We start from the raw sequence: 14,612 nt of genomic DNA, 5'->3' as shown, positions 1-14,612 counted from the left end.
TTACACGTGCCCGTACTTGGTCAGGACGTCTGGAAGGCTCATGCCCGCGTCCAGGTCCTCGCGGATCCGCGCTTCTTTTTCGGTGAGCGCTTCGGCGCGTTCCAGCACCGTTTCCACGATCTCCTGTGGGATCACCAGGGCGCCGTCGGCGTCGGCGAGGATGAAGTCGTCCGGGCGGACGCGCACGCGGGCGCTGGTGGCGCCCGGCAGGTAGATGTCCACCTGCCAGGCGTTGACGGCCCAGCGGCCGATCGACTGCACCGGCGTGCGGTAGCGGGCGTAGACGGGGAAGTCCATTCGGGCCAGCCATTCGATGTCGCGGATGCCGCCGTCGACGAGCGCGCCGGTGCACCCGCGCAGCTGCATGCCCCGCGCGATGAGCTCCCCGAAGAAGCACACGCCCTCGGCGCCCCCTCCACTCCAGACGCTGAGGTGGCCGGGCGTCAGTCCACTGACCGCTTCCATCTTCTTCGGGTCGCCGGTGCCGGGGTAGGGCGTCATCTGCCCGCGAATGGTGTAGGCCCAGCCGGCCATGCGTTCCAGGCGCTCGCGGATGGGCCACAGGTCGCTGGCGAGGCCGCAGTCCAGGTGGCCCATCTCGTCGAGGATGTCGGCCACGTTGGCCGTGTCGACGCGCAGGAAGCGCTGCTGAATGTCTGTTTTCCGGTCCTGGGTGAGGGTCATGCGGTCTCCTGGGTGTGCGCTTGGCGCAGTTCCTCGGCGATCCATGAGACGGGTGCGTGGCCGTGGGCGAGCAGCGCGTCATGGAACGTCTGGGCGGGCAGGTTCAGTTCGGCCCGCAGGTCTTTGATGGCTTCGGTGCCGAGCCAGTACATCAGGCGGGTGGCGGGGAACATGGAGTTCCGGGTGGTTTCGCTCCAGATCCGGGCCGGGGCGAAATTTGCCTGGTCCCGGTAGAAGGCGCGCATGTCGTCCAGGCTCCACTCACCGAGGTGAAGTTTGATGTCGGCAATGCACGAGGCGGCATTGCGCCGCTCGAAGCTCTTGAGCAGCAGCGCCTCGGTGGGCGAATAGAAGCCTGGGGCTTCGAGGAGGAGGTCCTCGGCGTAGCAGGCCCAGCCTTCGACGCTGGTTCCGGCGCTGAGCATGGCGATGCCGCTGGCGCAGTCGGTGCCGGCCACGCGCGCCAGGACGCTGTCAGCGTTGCGGGCGCGGGCATTGTGGGTGTGATGGCCGATGCTGCCGTGGTGCACGGCGTGCACCAGCTTGATGACGCTGGTGTTGTGGGCACGCAGGTACGCGCCGAGGTCCTCGCCCGGCGGGAACACCCAGTACACGCTGCCGGTGCCCGGGCGCCGCGGCGCCGGGGAGCGGTAGAACAGGAAGTACAGGTCGGCGGTGCCGACCGCCCAGTCGGGCACGCTGCGGAAGTCGAGGTCGTAGGTACGCTCGGGCGTGACCAGGCCCGCGGCGGCGTCCAGGGCGGCTTCGTGTGACGCGCGGTAGGCGTCGGTGACGCGGCCGGGAGCCGGGGTGACCTGTTCCAGTCCGGCCACCTGCTCCTGCCAGGAATGGTGTGGCGTCAGGCGCGCGGCGTCCTCCTCGAGTTCCCGGCTGAGCCGTTCGAACGCGAGCGTGGCCTGTTCGAGCGCCTCGCGTGGCCCGAACGCGAGGCCGTGCCCTTCGCGCATCAGGAGGTCGAGGTGCGCTTCCCCGCAGGCGACAGTGCCGGTGGTGGGCAGGCGGCTGAGCTCGTCGGCGTGGGCGCGCAGGGCCCGGACCGCCCGGTACGCGGGGCCCTGCATCGGCGCCTGCCACAGTGGGTGGCGGGGCAGGCCGCGTTCCAGCAGGTTCGCCGTGGCGTGCGCTTCCAGGCAGGCGCGCCGGGTCCAGTCGCCCGGCGCGCCGCGGCCCTGGAGGTGCGCGCGGGCTTCCCCCAGGAATCCGGGCAGCGCTTCGAGGCGCACGCGCAGCGCGTCGGCCCGTTCGGCGGCGCCGCTGTGCTCCCCGGGGAGCAGCAGGGAAATCACGGAGAAGGCGGCCTCACCGGTCGCCCAGGCCGGGTTCTGCTGCCGGGGCGCGCGCCGGAGTTCGGCCTCGGTGACGGTGAGCTGCGCGCCGAGCAGCCCCGCGTCGAGGCGGGCGCCGGCCGTGGTGGGGCGGGAGGCGTGCCGCAGCCGGCCACGCAGGGTCGCCAGGGCGTCAAGTTCGGCGTCGACGCAGTCCAGGCTGGCGGGGGGCAGCTGGTGGTCATGGCCGGACAGACCCATGAAAGTCGCGTCCACCGGGCGGAGCTGGGCGTGCAGCCGGAGGTAGTCCTCGGCCAGACTGGACGCGTCGGTCATGCCGGGGTCCCGGCGTCCACCATGGGGAGGTCCACCCAGCGGCGCTCACGGTGAGACTGCACGATGGCGTTCACGGCCTCCTGGCTTTTCGCTCCGTCGTAGAAGGTGCATTCCTCCGGGGTGTCGTCCAGGATTTCGTCGACGAAGTGGCGCACGAGGTTGCGGTAGTAGAGTTCAGGCCAGGGCGTGTGCAGGGTCGTCCCCGGTGGGTAGGCGCTCTCCGGGAGCGCCACATCACGGAACTCTACCTGATCCGGCGTGGCGAAGCGGAGCGTCTCGGCGATGCCGTTCTCTTCGACCAGCCGGGCGACGGCCGCGCCCTTGCTGCCGTAGACCCTCAGTTCGACGCCGGGATAATTGCCGACGGCGATGTAGCTGGTCTGGAGCATGCCCTGGGCGCCACTGGCGAACTCGGCCAGGGCCACCGTGCCGTCCTCGACCTCGATGCGCTGCAGGCCTTCGCCGTACCCCCGCACGACGCGTTCCGGCACGAAGTTCTTCATGCTGCCGATCACGCTGGTGTACTCGCCGGCGCACCAGCGCACCAGGTCCAGCAGGTGGGAGCCGTACCCGACCACGGAGGAGGGAATCAACGTGGCGAAGTCTGCTCCCTGGGGCACCTGCCGCAGCGGGTAGTGCGGGTCCAGGAACTGGCTGTTCTGTTCCAGGCCGTGGATGTGGAAGATCTCGCCCAGCGTGCCGTCCGCGATCCAGCGCTGCAGCTGACGCACCGCCGGGGAGTAGCGGAAGGTGAAGCCGAGTTTGGTGCGCACGCCAGCCTCCCGCGCCTTGCGGGCGGCCATGAAGGCGTCGGCGGCATCATGCGCCAGGGGTTTTTCGCTGAGCACGTGTTTGCCTGCGGCGATGGCCGCCAGGCTCAGTGGCAGGTGCGTGTCGGTGGGCGTGCACACGTCGACCATCTGAATGTCCGGGTCCCTGAGCATCTCGCGGTAATCGGTGTAGACGCGCCGGGCACCGAACTTCTGCGCGAGGCGCTCAGCGCGCTCCGGCACGGTGTCGCAGATGGCCACCAGGTCCGCGCGTTCGTACGCGGCGTAGCCGGGCAGGTGGGCGGATTCGGCCCAGGCGTGCGCGCCGATCACGCCGACCCCGAGCGGGCGTGGGCCGCTCATGGCAGCGCCTTGCCGAGGCTGTTGACGTACGTCTCGAGCTCGTCGTAGTTGTGGAAGCCGAGTTCGCGGCGTCCGTCCTCGATCTCGTAGATCATTTCGCACAGGCGGGCGTTGAGCCTGGTGTCGGCACCGGCCTGCTGGCCGAAATCGATCAGCTTGCCGTTGCTCGAGCGGACTTCGCTGGGTCGGTTGCGGTACACGATGTCCCACCAGATGCCGCTGCCTTTTTTCTTGAAGGCGTGGGTCTGGGGCTTCTGGTCTTTTTTGAGCAGCCAGATGGCGTGGTGAATGTTGGCCAGCAGCTTCTGGGTGTCCTCCGGGGTGCTGGGCTTGTAGTTGGCCGGGTCAAAGAAGTCAAAGGCTTCCACCTGGATGCCGTTCGCCTCAGCGATTTCGAGCGCTTCCCGGACCACGGCCCCGGCGATGCGGGCGTAGCGTTCCACGCCCAGGCTGTCGGTCACAGGTGCGTTCACCAGGGCGCTGAAGACGACCTGGGCGCTGTACACCTCTTTGGCCCAGATCTGCCCCCAGATGTTGTCGGACAGCTGCACTTCCGTCAGGGCTTCCAGACACCGCGCCAGCTCCAGCAGCCGGGGGCTTCGCACACCGGTCATCTCTCCCAGTTGAATCGGGCCTTCGTGAACGAATTCGATGTGGCCAGGATCGACCAGCGCACCGCCGTAATTGGGGATGCTGCCCATGACGCGCTCCGCGCCGCCCAGTCCGGCGGCTTCCAGCCGGGCGATCAGGTCGGGTTCGTTGAAGCCGTTCTGGAACGACACCACGAACGTGTCCGGGCCGAAGAGCGGCAGGACGCTTTCCAGGGCGTCGAGGCTGTGCTGGGATTTGGTCGCGATCATCACGCACTCCAGCGGGCCGCTCAGCTCATGCGGGTGCACTGCGCGGACCTGAAAGTGGTGGTTGCCGCGGACCCCGTCCACGGTGAGCCCGTGGGCTTTGAGGGCGTCGATGTGCTCGGCCCAGCGGTCGGTGAGGGTGACGTCGTGTCCGGCCTGGGTCATCCAGGCGCCGGCGAGACCGCCGATCGCTCCGGAACCAACAATGGTGATGCGCATGGGAACTCCTGTGAAGGGGGACGAAGTGCGGATGGGGCGGGCTTCAGCTGCGGGGGTCGAGCGCGTCCCGGAGGCCGTCGCCGAGGAAGTTCACGGCCAGGACCGTGATCAGGATCATCAGGCCGGGGAAGATCGCCAGCCATGGGGCGCCGCTCAGCCACTGGCTGGCGCTGTTCAGCAGGTTGCCCCAGGTGGGCGTGGGGGGCTGCACGCCCATCCCGAGGAAGGACAGGGCCGATTCGAGCATGATGCCGGAGCCCACGGCGAGGGTGGTGGACACGACGATCGGACCGATCGCGTTGGGCAGGATGTGGCGGAACATGATGCGGTTGTTGCTGCCGCCCAGGGCGCGGGACGCTTCGATGTACTCGCGTTCACGCAGGCTGAGGAACTGGCTGCGCACCAGCCGCGCGGTGCCCATCCACCCCAGGCCGCCGATGATGCACACCAGCAGCAGGATGCCGGGGCGGGTCATCCCGGACAGCAGGATCATCAGGGGCAGCAGGGGGATGCTGAGCATGATGTCGGTAAACCGCATCAGCAGCGTGTCGATGTGCCCGCGGTAGTACCCCGACAGGGCGCCCACCAGCACGCCCAGGCCGGTGGCGATCAGGGCGCTGAACAGGCCGACGAGCAGGGAGATCCGCGCGCCGTACAGCACGCGCGTGAAGCCGTCGCGGCCCAGTTCGTCGGTGCCCATCAGGTGCGCCCGGCTGGGCGGCTGCGGCTGCCCGATGATGCTGAAGTCCTGCTCGTCGTAGGTGTACGGGGTGAGGAGTGGCGCACTTACGGCCAGGACGCCCAGGACGAGCAGCGTCAGCAGGCCGATCACGGCGAAGCGGTGCTTGCGGAACCGCCGGACGAAGCGGCGCCAGGGCGTGTCCGCCAGGCGGGGCCCGCGGGCAGGTGAGGCGGTGCGCAGGGTGGCGTCACTCATAACGGATCCTCGGGTCGGCGACGGCATAGGCGAGGTCGGCGACCAGGTTGCACAGGAGCAGGGCGAGCGAGCCGATCATCATCAGCGCCATCAGGACCGGGTAGTCGCGGCCGTTCATGCTCTCGATAAACAGTCGGCCGATGCCTGGCCACGCGAAGATGGTTTCCGTGATGACCGCGCCGGACACGATGCCCGCGAAATCCAGGGCGATCACCGTGATCATCGGGACCATCGCGTTGCGCAGAGCGTGCCGGTAGACCACCTGGCGCGGCGGGAGGCCCTTGGCGCGGGCGGTGCGCACGTAATCCTGCCCGAGCACCTCCACCATGCTTGAGCGCATGTAGCGGCTCCAGCCGGCCACGCTGGCGAACGCCAGGATCGACGCGGGCAGCACGAGGTGCCGCATCAGGTCGAGGGGGGAGCCGTCACCGATGGTGGTCATGCCGGCCGACGGCAGGAGCCGCCAGTGCACCGAGAACAGCAGCTGCAGCATCAGGGCCAGCCAGAACACCGGCATGCTGATGCCGAGGAACGACCCGAGCGTGATGACGTAGTCCACGGCACTGGACCGCCGCAGGGCACTCAGCACGCCCAGTGGAACGGCCACCAGCAGGGCGAGCAGGAAGCTGACGCCGCCCAGCGTGAGGGTCGGCCCCAGGTGCAGCGCCACTTCGCGCGTGACCGGCTGACCGGTCCGGATCGAGTACCCCCATTCGCCGGTGAGGAACCCGCGGACCCAGTGGAAGTACTGGATGTAGGCGGGCTGATCGAGGCCCAGGGCCAGCCGCATTTGCTCCAGCGCCTCGGGGCTGACGCTGGGGTTGTCGGCGTAGACGTCCAGCGGGGTGCCCGGCGCCAGGTGCAGCACCCCGAACAGGATCAGGGAGACGCCCAGGAGAAGCGGCACCATGCCGGCCATTCGCTTGACGAGGAAACTGACATTCACTCTCGCACCTCAAACTTCGGGGAGGGGCGAGCCCCTCCCCGGTTGACCTATCTGCGCAGATACCACTCGGCCACATCGACGAAGTTCGTCATGTTGGTCGGGTTCGGTGTGAAATTCACGAGCTTGTCGGTGACGGCGATCATGGAGATGTTGCTGGTGATCGGCAGGGACGGCAGGTCCTTCATCAGGGCCGTCTGGAAGTTGAACAGGATGGTCCGGCGGGCGGCGTCGTCCAGGGTGGTTTCGGCCCGCGCGAGCAGCTGGTCGATGGCGGGGTTGCTGTAGCCCTGTCCGTTGTTCACGCCTTTGCTGCCGAAGAAGACGCTGTAGACGGGATCGGCGGAGGTAATCCAGCCGCCGTACCAGAGGTCATAGGTGCCGTTGTAGCGGGCTTCGCGGAAGGCCACCCCCGACTTGTTGTCGGGTTTGAGTTCAACGCCGATGGTCTTGAGGTTGGCGATGATCACCTGCTGGGCGATCTCGTCGTTGGCCCGTCCGGCCTGCACCATCAGGTTGAAGCTCAGGCGCTGGCCGTTCTTGGCGCGGATCCCGTCGGCGCCGCGGCGGTAACCGGCGGCGTCCAGGATGGCGTTGGCGCGGCTCACGCTGTAGGGGTACTTGGGCACGTTCTTGTTGTAGGTGTCGAAGACCGGCACGACCACGCTGTCGATCGGCACCGGGTAGCCGCCGAGCGCCTTGGACACGGCGTCGCGGTTGATGGCGTGCGCGAAGGCCTGACGCACGGCGAGGTCGCGGAGCGCGGCCGGGCCCTTGAAGTTGAAGTCGAGGTGCTGCCACGAGAGGACCTTGTTCTGGACGATTTTCAGGTTGGGGAGCGCATCGAGCTGTTTGACCTGCGCGTAGGGCACGTTGTACGCGAGCTGGACCTCACCGGAGCGCAACTGGGTGACCAGGGTGTTGCTGTCCGGGATGATCTTGAAGTTCATGGCGTCGAGGTACGGCAGCTGCTGGCCCTTGGCGTCCTTGCGCCAGTAGTTGGGGTTGCGGGTGAGCGCCACGTACTGACCGCGGCGGAACTCCTTGACCATGAACGGTCCGGTGCCCAGCGGCTTGGTGTTGTAGGGATCGGTGTTCAGGTCCTTGCCTTCGAGGGCGTGCTTGGGCAGGATGCCGAAGGTGAAGAGCGTGCTGGCGAAGTCCGGGGCGATGCGCTTGTAGTGCACCACGGCCGTGAGCGGGTCGGGCGTGTCGATGCGCAGGATGTCCTCGGTGCCGTCCTTGCTCTCCGCGATGAATTTCGGGTTCTTGACGGCTTCCCAGGTGAACTTAACGTCCGCGGAGGTGAAGGGCTTGCCGTCGTGCCATTTCACGTTCGGGCGCAGCTTGTAGGTGATGGTCATGGTCTTGCCGTCGGCCGCGACCTTGATGCCGCCGTTTTTGACGGTGGGCACCTCGCGGGCCAGCACCGGCACGTACTTGGCGTTCTTGTCCGGGGCGAGGAGGCCTTCGACGACGGGGGCCACGGCGTCGTGCAGGAAGCCGGTGCTGTAGACGTTCAGCGTGTCGATGTCGTAGCTGAGGCCGACTGTGAGGGTGCCGCCCCGCTCCTGCGCCGCTGCCATTCCGGAGAGCAGAATGGCCGAGGTGAGAATGAGTCGAAGTGGATTTCGGAAGGTGGAACGGTGCTGCCGCTGCTTCTCCATACCCAGGACCTCCTGGACTGACCTTCCTCGGAAGGCCGTCAGTAACACGTTTTTGTTTTGTGTTGGGTGGAGTGTAGGAGGAAGGATGGTTCAAAGTCAATGCAATCCCCCTAGCTCATTCCACCATGCGGAATTATCTGGAGCGAGTATAATTCCGCATGGTGGAATTTTGAGGTAGGGTGAAGGCGGAGGAATCCCATGCAAATTCACGATCACACCACGCTCGACCAGCAGGTCGGCCGCCGCCTGACCGCCCTCACCATCGGAATGGACCGCCTCGAACGCCGGCTCTCCCGCGGCCACGGCGTGCTCGACAGCGAAGGCCTGGTGCCCATCTACCTGGGCGATCACCTCGTGCCCGCCCCGCAGTTCGAGGACTGGGACACCGTGCACTCCGAACTCGCCGACCTGGAACGTGACGTCAGCGGCTACCCGGCCGGGTCCCGCCGCGCCTTCCTGGAAGACATGCTCCGCTCGCTCAAAACCGCTGCCCGCCTGTTCGAAGGCGAGGAACTGAGCTTCAAGGAAAAACTCGAACAGCTCGTGGGGGTGCCCGCGGCCCCCGTCAGCCCCGACCAGATCGCCGGGATCCAGGCGGACCTCGACCGCCTGCTGCAGGAAGCCGGCTACGCCCACGGCACCCTCGCCGAACGCACCGCCCGCTGGGAAGCCGAACGCTACCTTCCCCAGGACCAGCTCGAAAGCACCTTCACCGCCCTGATGGCCAGCGCCCAGCAGCGCACCGACAGCATGATCTACCCCACCGGCGACTACCACATGGCCCTGAACATGGTCCGCGGCGTTCCCTTCACCGCCCGCTGCAACTTCAGCGTCGGCCAGATGGACCTGAACGTCGACCTGAACTTCACGCGCTCCGCCCTCAAGCACCTGGTCGCCCACGAGGTCTTCCCCGGCCACTCCACCCAGCTGCTCTACACCCGCGACCACGCCGAACGCGGCCTGAGCACGGCGGACGTGCTGCTGTGCACCGCCAATGCCGTGACCGGCTGCATCCAGGAAGGCATCGGCGACCAGGGCATCCACCTGATCGACTGGGTGGACAGCACGGACGACGCCATCTACATGACCCTGCGGCGGCTGCGCAGCTCCGCGGCCACCAGCGGCGCCTGGTACCAGATGGGTGAAGGCTGGGCCGAAGACCGCGTGCGTGACTACCTGGAACGCACCTGCTTCGGCCAGAAGGTCTGGATCGAAGGCCGAATCCGTTTTGCCAGCTATAGTTTCCGCGGGCCCTTTATCGCGTCGTACTGGTTCGGAGATGAGGCCGTCCGCACCGTGCGGGAACGCATCACGCCCCAGCAGCGCCCGGCCTTTATCGCATCCCTCTACGGCGAGATGCACTCCCCTCGCAGCCTCCTGATGTTCCAAGGCTGAAAAGACAGGCTGCCGCTATGAGTGAAAATGTCCAAAGTGTGGAACGGGCGCTCGACCTGATCAACACCATCGTCGAGGCGCAGCGTCCCCTGAGCATCGCCGAGCTGTCCCAGGCCATGGAGCTCGCGCCCAGCACCATTCACCGCATGATGCAGACCCTGTCCAACAAGGGCTACATCCATCAGGACCCCTGCACCAAGCGCTACGACATCGGCCCCGAGATCGTGCAGATCAGCCGCTCGCTGTACCTGCGTTACGACCTGGTGCGGCGCGTGCGCCCCTACCTGCAGGACCTCGTGGACCTCACGGGCGAAGCCGCTCACCTGGCCGAGCTGTACGGCACCACCGCGATGTACCTCAGTCAGCTCGAGCCGCTGAGCATGGTCCGGATGTTCACCACGCCCGGGTCCGTGGCGCCGCTGTACTGCAGCGACGTGGGCAAGCTCTTCCTAGCCGACCTGCCTCCGGGGCGCGTGGACGACATCATCCGCAAGACCGGGCTGCGCCCGCGAACCCCCAACACCATCGTGGACCTGCAGACCCTCGAAGCCGAACTGGAACGCGTCCGGGACCAGGGCTACGCGGAAGACAACGAGGAACGCGAAATCGGTGTCCGCTGCCTGAGTGCCCCCATCCTCAACGGCGCCGACAAGGTCATCGCCACCATCGGCATCGCCGGCCCGACCGCCCGCATCACCAAAATCCGCGTTCCCGAACTCAGCGGGTACGTCAAAAGCGTCGCCGAGCGCGCCTCACGCGACCTGATCCTGCAGCCGCAGGCCGAGCAGGAACCGAGGGAAGCGTGACGCCCCCCCGCCTGGAAATCGGCGCCGCCGAGTACGCCGAACGGCGCGCCCAGCTCGCGCGCACCCTGCAGGACCACGAGATCGACGTGATGGCGGTGTTCGGCCCCACCCGCGTGGCCTACCTGACCGGGTTTTTCTTTTCGGCCACCGAACGGCCCATCGCACTCCTGCTGGGCAGCGGCGGGGACGTCTGCATGTTCCTGCCGGAAATCGAGGTCGGACACTTCGCCATGCAGTGCCCGGACCTCCCCTCCCCCGTCACGTATCCGGAATACCCGGGGGGCGGCAGCGGCGTCCACCCGGTCCGGCAACTCGGCGCCCACCTGCGCCGCCAGTTCCCCCGGGCCGGGCGCGTCGCCGCCGACCACGACGGGTATGAGAACCGCTGGGGCTACCGCGGCCCCACCCTGTCGGACGTTCTTGACGCGCCCGTCGCGGTCCGGCTGGAACTGATCGACGACCTTCGCGCCGTGAAAAGCCCCGCCGAGATCGCCCTGATCCGCGAAGCCTGCCGGTGGGGGGACCGCGCCCACCGCCTGATGCAGGACTCCATCCGCGTCGGCAGCAACGAACTGATGGTCTCCCACGAGGCCAGCCTGAGCGCCACGCGCGAGATGCTGGCCGCCCTGGGCGAGTCGTACGTGCCCAAAGCCCGCGAAGGCCTCCCGGCCAACACCATGTTCATCACCGGCGCCAACACCGCCTACCCGCACGGGCTGCACCGCAACACCGGCGTGCGTGCCGGCGACGTGCTCGTCACCGGCGCCTACGGCACGGTCGGCGGGTACGAGAGCGAACTGGAACGCACCATGCACGTGGGCGAGCCGACCGCCGAATTCGTGTCCTACTTCGAGGCGATGGTCGCCGCTCAGGACGTGGCGCTGCAGGCCATCCGGCCGGGCCGCACCTGCGCGTCCGTCGAAGCCGAGGTGCGGGGGTTCATCCGCGACGAGCTGGGCCTCGACCACCTCGTCCGCCACCACACCGGGCACGCCTTCGGGCTCGAGGGACACGAGCACCCCTTCATTGACCTGGACGACCCCACCCCGATCCGCGAGGGGATGATCTTCTCCGCCGAACCCGGCCTGTACGTGCCCGGCCTGGCCGGCTTCCGCCATTCGGACACCGTCGTCGTCACGGCGCACGGCGCCGAACGCCTGAGCCTCTACCCGCGTGATCTGGCGAGCCTGGTGATCTAACGCCCGCACGGAGAACGCCCGCCACGGCAGCAGTGCAGGTTCACGGCCCGGTCACTCAGACCGGGCTTTCCTCCGTGTGGCCCGGGTCTCCCCCACGTACCGCCACCCATCCCCGGAAGGACAGGGCGGCGTAAAACAGGGCCACGTCCGCGAACCCCGCTTCACGCAGCAGGTCTTCCTCCTCGGCGGGGGAACACAGGGGGAGAAGCTGAGCCATCCGCTCTCCCGCCGCAGCCGCCTGCGCGGCGGCTGCGGGATCGCCGAAACGAACGGAGCGGGCCAGCCACTGCTCCGCGCCTGCAGCAGGCGGGGCGTGGTGGGCCACCACCAGGCGGGCGCCCGGCCGGAGCCGGCGGCGGATTTCCCGCAGGGTGTGGAGCCGCTCGGCCCGGTCGAGGAAATGCAGCGTCAGCAGGCAGGTGGCGCCGTCATAGGGCCCCTGGGGGGCCAGGTCGACGCGGCCCTCGATGAGGTCGATGCGGTCCCCCGCGGCGGCCGTGGCCTGCCGCGCCTGAGTCAGCATGACCGGGGAGGGATCGACGCCCGTGAAATGCCACCCTGGCTGCGCGCCGGCCATGGCGCTGAGTTCCAGGCCGCCGCCCGCGCCGACCACCAGCATCCGGGCCCCTGCCGGGGCCTGCTCGGCCAGCAGCAGCGTCACCATGCGGTGCAGGTCGTCCAGCCCCGGCACCTTCGCCCGGGTCTGCGCGGCGTACGACGTGGCCACGGCCGGGTCCGAGAACGGGTCGGGCCGGCCGGGCATCAGGTGCCCGTGCCGAAGATCAGGGACTGATGCAGGGCCACGCCGGCCATCACGCCGTCCGCCGCGGCCAGACTGGCGTTCCCGGCACGCAGCGTGATGTCGCCCGCCGCGAACACGCCAGGCACCGTGGTCCGCTTGAAGGCGTCGGTGGTCAGCAGGGGGCCCTGCGGGCCGTCCTCTGCGGCGCAGCCGAGCTGCTGCGCGAGGTCACTGGCGAAGCGGAGCCGGGTGCCGAGGAACAGCGCGTCGATCCCGAGGACCCGCTCGTCGGCGAGCTGCACGCCGCTCAGTTCAGGGGCGGTGCCCATCAGGGCGGTGACCGGGGCGGCTTCGACCTGAATGCCGCGCTGCGCGAACTGCTCCAGGGTGGCGGCGTCCGGGGTCTCGTGACCGTTCAGGAAGTACGTGACGGGCCCCCAGTCGGCAATGAGCAGGGCCTGGTGGGTGGACCACGGACCGGTGGAGAGCACGCCGAGGCGCTGGCCCTTGACCTCGTACCCGTGGCAGTACGGGCAGTGCAGGACGCTGACACCCCAGCGCGGCTGGAGGCCGGGAAGGTCGGGCAGCTGATCGACCACGCCGTAGGCCAGCAGGAGCCGCTGGGCTCGGAGGACGTCTCCTCCATCGGTGGTCAGGGTGAAGCCCCCGTCCTGCGACGCGGTGAGGGCCCGCGCCTGGAGGTGCGTGACGTTGGGGTACTGCAGGAGGTCCGCGCGGGCCTGCGCGATCATCTCATGCGGGGGGCGGCCGTCCTGACCGAAGAAGCCGTGGGAGTGCGCCGCGAAGCGGTTGCGGGGCTGGCCGCTGTCGAGGACGCACACGGGCCGGCCGCTGCGGGCGATCTGCATGGCGCCGGAGAGGCCGGCGACGCTGCCGCCCACCACGACGGCGTCGAAACTACCTTCAAAAGACATGAGTGGCCTCCTGCGGTCCGGGTTGCAGAGCGGCCCGCCGCTGCTGGAATTCCGCCGCGAGGTCGGCGAGGGTGAGGGTGCCGAGCTGGGCCGTGATCAGGGCTTCGGCCTCCCGGAGGGTGTCGTTCAGGGCGCGGTTGACGGCCTGCTCGACGAGGCAGGTGGGCTCCTCGCAGCGGTTGCCGAGTGCGAAGAGCCGGGGGGAGCCGAGGGCGCGGTACACGTCCAGCACGGTGACCTGGGCCGGGTTGCTGGTGAGTCGCCAGCCGCCGCCGTGGCCTTTTTCGGAGCTGACGATGCCGGTGTCGCGCAGGCCGGTCATGGTGCGGCGGACGACGACGGGGTTGGAATTGAGGGCGGCGGCGAGCTTGTCCGAGGGAATGGGGGCGGGGGCTTCCATCAGGTGGAGGAGCAGGTGGAGCACGCTGGAAAGACGGCTGTCGAGGTTCATGACACTTCAACTGTGTCATGAAACTGTTGAAGTGTCATGAGTGCGGAGGACCTGCATCCGTTCGGTGGGCATGGTGTCCGGGATGAGCGCCCAGGTGGCGAAGCCTTTGCCCGCCCCTTGACCCTTCCCCAGGGGCAGACCGCACACTGCACGTACCTATAGGCAGGACCTCCGGAGGGCAGCATGACGGACACCACCGACCCCCACCTCACCATCGGCGCCTTCGCCCGCGCCTCACGCCTGAGCCTCAAGGCGCTGCGGCTGTACGACGAACTGCACCTGCTGCCGCCCGCCCGCACCGACCACCTCACCGGGTACCGCTACTACGCCCCGGACCAGCTCGACCGGGCGCAACTGATCGGCCTGCTCAGGCAACTCGGCCTGCCCCTCAGCGCGGTACGCGCCGTCCTGGACGCCCCAGCCCCGGCACGGGCCGCGCACCTCCACCAGCTGTGGAGCGAACAGGAAGTCGAGCACGGCCGGCGGCGCTCCCTGGCCCGGTACCTCACCGAGAAACTGCAAGGAGACACCACCATGACCCACTACGAGATCCAGGAACGCTTCGTGCCCGCCCAGCAGGTCGCCACCCTCGCCCGCCGGGTGTACGTCGCTGACCTGCCGGCCTTCATCGAGGAGGCCGGCACCACCCTCACCGACCTGACCGGACCGCACACCTCCGGCGCCGCCATCGTGATTTACCACGGCGAGGTGAACGCCGACAGCGACGGCCCCGTCGAAGTCTGCGTGCCCTACCGCGGCGAGCTGACGGCCCCTCCCGAAGTCACCCTGCGTGAAGAACCCGCCCACCACGAGGCCTTCGTTCCCCTCACCCGCGACCAGTTCGAGTTCCCGGAGATCCTGCGCGCGTACGACGCCACCCGCCAGTACGTTCAGGAGCACGGGCAGTGCACGGCCCTCAGCCCCCGCGAGGTCTACCCGGTCAGCTGGGCCGGTCTGCCCGGGAACGCCTTCGCCGGCGACGTGGCCCTGCCGTTCGAGCCCAGCAGCTGAGACCGCCCCCC

At 68.5% G+C, this 14,612-nt stretch carries 14 protein-coding genes; 4 read left to right on the top strand and 10 right to left on the bottom strand.

Going from position 1 to position 14,612, the window contains the following annotated elements:
- From DFI_RS14480 to DFI_RS14450, 7 genes are read right to left on the bottom strand one after another with little or no spacing between them, the layout of a single operon-like run.
- Positions 1–684, bottom strand: a complete 684-nt coding sequence (locus DFI_RS14480; protein ID WP_081425921.1) for an RraA family protein — start codon at positions 682–684, stop codon at positions 1–3.
- Complete coding sequence (locus DFI_RS14475) at positions 681–2,306, bottom strand: DUF885 family protein (protein WP_027463678.1); 1,626 nt, start codon at positions 2,304–2,306, stop codon at positions 681–683. The genes DFI_RS14480 and DFI_RS14475 overlap by 4 nt, the downstream gene beginning before the upstream one ends.
- The gene (locus DFI_RS14470) at positions 2,303–3,439 is read right to left on the bottom strand and encodes a Gfo/Idh/MocA family protein (RefSeq protein ID WP_027463677.1); all 1,137 of its coding nucleotides are present in this window, start codon (positions 3,437–3,439) and stop codon (positions 2,303–2,305) included. The genes DFI_RS14475 and DFI_RS14470 overlap by 4 nt, the downstream gene beginning before the upstream one ends.
- A complete protein-coding gene (locus tag DFI_RS14465) occupies positions 3,436–4,515 on the bottom strand; it encodes a ketopantoate reductase family protein (protein ID WP_027463676.1) in 1,080 nt (359 codons plus the stop codon). Before DFI_RS14465 ends, DFI_RS14470 begins: the two co-directional genes overlap by 4 nt.
- A gap of 43 nt (positions 4,516–4,558) precedes the next feature.
- Complete coding sequence (opp4C, locus tag DFI_RS14460) at positions 4,559–5,452, bottom strand: oligopeptide ABC transporter permease (RefSeq protein ID WP_081425920.1); 894 nt, start codon at positions 5,450–5,452, stop codon at positions 4,559–4,561.
- Positions 5,445–6,398: an ABC transporter permease gene (locus DFI_RS14455; protein ID WP_027463674.1), complete on the bottom strand. Its 954-nt coding sequence runs from the start codon at positions 6,396–6,398 to the stop codon at positions 5,445–5,447. Before DFI_RS14455 ends, opp4C begins: the two co-directional genes overlap by 8 nt.
- Positions 6,399–6,445: 47 nt before the next feature.
- The gene (locus DFI_RS14450) at positions 6,446–7,981 is read right to left on the bottom strand and encodes a peptide ABC transporter substrate-binding protein (protein WP_081425919.1); all 1,536 of its coding nucleotides are present in this window, start codon (positions 7,979–7,981) and stop codon (positions 6,446–6,448) included.
- Between the two features lie 279 nt (positions 7,982–8,260).
- Between DFI_RS14450 and DFI_RS14445 the strand changes: the two genes are divergently transcribed.
- The 3 genes from DFI_RS14445 to DFI_RS14435 are packed head-to-tail and all read left to right on the top strand — an operon-like array spanning position 8,261 to position 11,462.
- The gene (locus DFI_RS14445; protein ID WP_027463672.1) at positions 8,261–9,457 is read left to right on the top strand and encodes a hypothetical protein; all 1,197 of its coding nucleotides are present in this window, start codon (positions 8,261–8,263) and stop codon (positions 9,455–9,457) included.
- A 17-nt stretch (positions 9,458–9,474) separates the two neighbouring features.
- Positions 9,475–10,263: an IclR family transcriptional regulator gene (locus tag DFI_RS14440; RefSeq protein WP_027463671.1), complete on the top strand. Its 789-nt coding sequence runs from the start codon at positions 9,475–9,477 to the stop codon at positions 10,261–10,263.
- Positions 10,260–11,462: a M24 family metallopeptidase gene (locus DFI_RS14435; RefSeq protein ID WP_027463670.1), complete on the top strand. Its 1,203-nt coding sequence runs from the start codon at positions 10,260–10,262 to the stop codon at positions 11,460–11,462. The genes DFI_RS14440 and DFI_RS14435 overlap by 4 nt, the downstream gene beginning before the upstream one ends.
- A gap of 55 nt (positions 11,463–11,517) precedes the next feature.
- On the opposite strand, the gene DFI_RS14430 is transcribed toward DFI_RS14435, so the two are convergent.
- The 3 genes from DFI_RS14430 to DFI_RS14420 are packed head-to-tail and all read right to left on the bottom strand — an operon-like array spanning position 11,518 to position 13,590.
- Positions 11,518–12,225 (bottom strand): class I SAM-dependent methyltransferase, encoded by a 708-nt coding sequence (locus DFI_RS14430; RefSeq protein WP_051308056.1) that lies wholly within the window; start codon positions 12,223–12,225, stop codon positions 11,518–11,520.
- A complete protein-coding gene (locus tag DFI_RS14425; RefSeq protein ID WP_027463669.1) occupies positions 12,225–13,139 on the bottom strand; it encodes an NAD(P)/FAD-dependent oxidoreductase in 915 nt (304 codons plus the stop codon). The genes DFI_RS14430 and DFI_RS14425 overlap by 1 nt, the downstream gene beginning before the upstream one ends.
- Positions 13,129–13,590, bottom strand: a complete 462-nt coding sequence (locus DFI_RS14420; protein ID WP_027463668.1) for an Rrf2 family transcriptional regulator — start codon at positions 13,588–13,590, stop codon at positions 13,129–13,131. Before DFI_RS14420 ends, DFI_RS14425 begins: the two co-directional genes overlap by 11 nt.
- Before the next feature lie 183 nt (positions 13,591–13,773).
- Between DFI_RS14420 and DFI_RS14415 the strand changes: the two genes are divergently transcribed.
- Entirely contained in the window at positions 13,774–14,601 is an 828-nt protein-coding gene (locus DFI_RS14415) for a MerR family transcriptional regulator (protein WP_027463667.1), read from the top strand.
- Positions 14,602–14,612 lie beyond the last annotated feature (11 nt).

The organism is Deinococcus ficus, from assembly GCF_003444775.1.
In the GTDB taxonomy this organism is placed as follows: domain Bacteria; phylum Deinococcota; class Deinococci; order Deinococcales; family Deinococcaceae; genus Deinococcus; species Deinococcus ficus.
The sequence above is the reverse complement of the archived record's forward strand: the minus strand, read 5'-3'. Positions and strand labels throughout refer to the sequence as shown.

What these genes read in the sequence shown, in the direction of transcription:
- DFI_RS14480 (WP_081425921.1), bottom strand. Translation starts at nt 684, where the DNA reads ATGACCCTCACCCAGGACCGGAAAACAGACATTCAGCAGCGCTTCCTG.
- DFI_RS14475 (WP_027463678.1), bottom strand. Translation starts at nt 2,306, where the DNA reads ATGACCGACGCGTCCAGTCTGGCCGAGGACTACCTCCGGCTGCACGCC.
- DFI_RS14470 (WP_027463677.1), bottom strand. Translation starts at nt 3,439, where the DNA reads ATGAGCGGCCCACGCCCGCTCGGGGTCGGCGTGATCGGCGCGCACGCC.
- DFI_RS14465 (WP_027463676.1), bottom strand. Translation starts at nt 4,515, where the DNA reads ATGCGCATCACCATTGTTGGTTCCGGAGCGATCGGCGGTCTCGCCGGC.
- opp4C (WP_081425920.1), bottom strand. Translation starts at nt 5,452, where the DNA reads ATGAGTGACGCCACCCTGCGCACCGCCTCACCTGCCCGCGGGCCCCGC.
- DFI_RS14450 (WP_081425919.1), bottom strand. Translation starts at nt 7,981, where the DNA reads ATGGCAGCGGCGCAGGAGCGGGGCGGCACCCTCACAGTCGGCCTCAGC.
- DFI_RS14445 (WP_027463672.1), top strand. Translation starts at nt 8,261, where the DNA reads ATGCAAATTCACGATCACACCACGCTCGACCAGCAGGTCGGCCGCCGC.
- DFI_RS14440 (WP_027463671.1), top strand. Translation starts at nt 9,475, where the DNA reads ATGAGTGAAAATGTCCAAAGTGTGGAACGGGCGCTCGACCTGATCAAC.
- DFI_RS14430 (WP_051308056.1), bottom strand. Translation starts at nt 12,225, where the DNA reads ATGCCCGGCCGGCCCGACCCGTTCTCGGACCCGGCCGTGGCCACGTCG.
- DFI_RS14425 (WP_027463669.1), bottom strand. Translation starts at nt 13,139, where the DNA reads ATGTCTTTTGAAGGTAGTTTCGACGCCGTCGTGGTGGGCGGCAGCGTC.
- DFI_RS14420 (WP_027463668.1), bottom strand. Translation starts at nt 13,590, where the DNA reads ATGAACCTCGACAGCCGTCTTTCCAGCGTGCTCCACCTGCTCCTCCAC.
- DFI_RS14415 (WP_027463667.1), top strand. Translation starts at nt 13,774, where the DNA reads ATGACGGACACCACCGACCCCCACCTCACCATCGGCGCCTTCGCCCGC.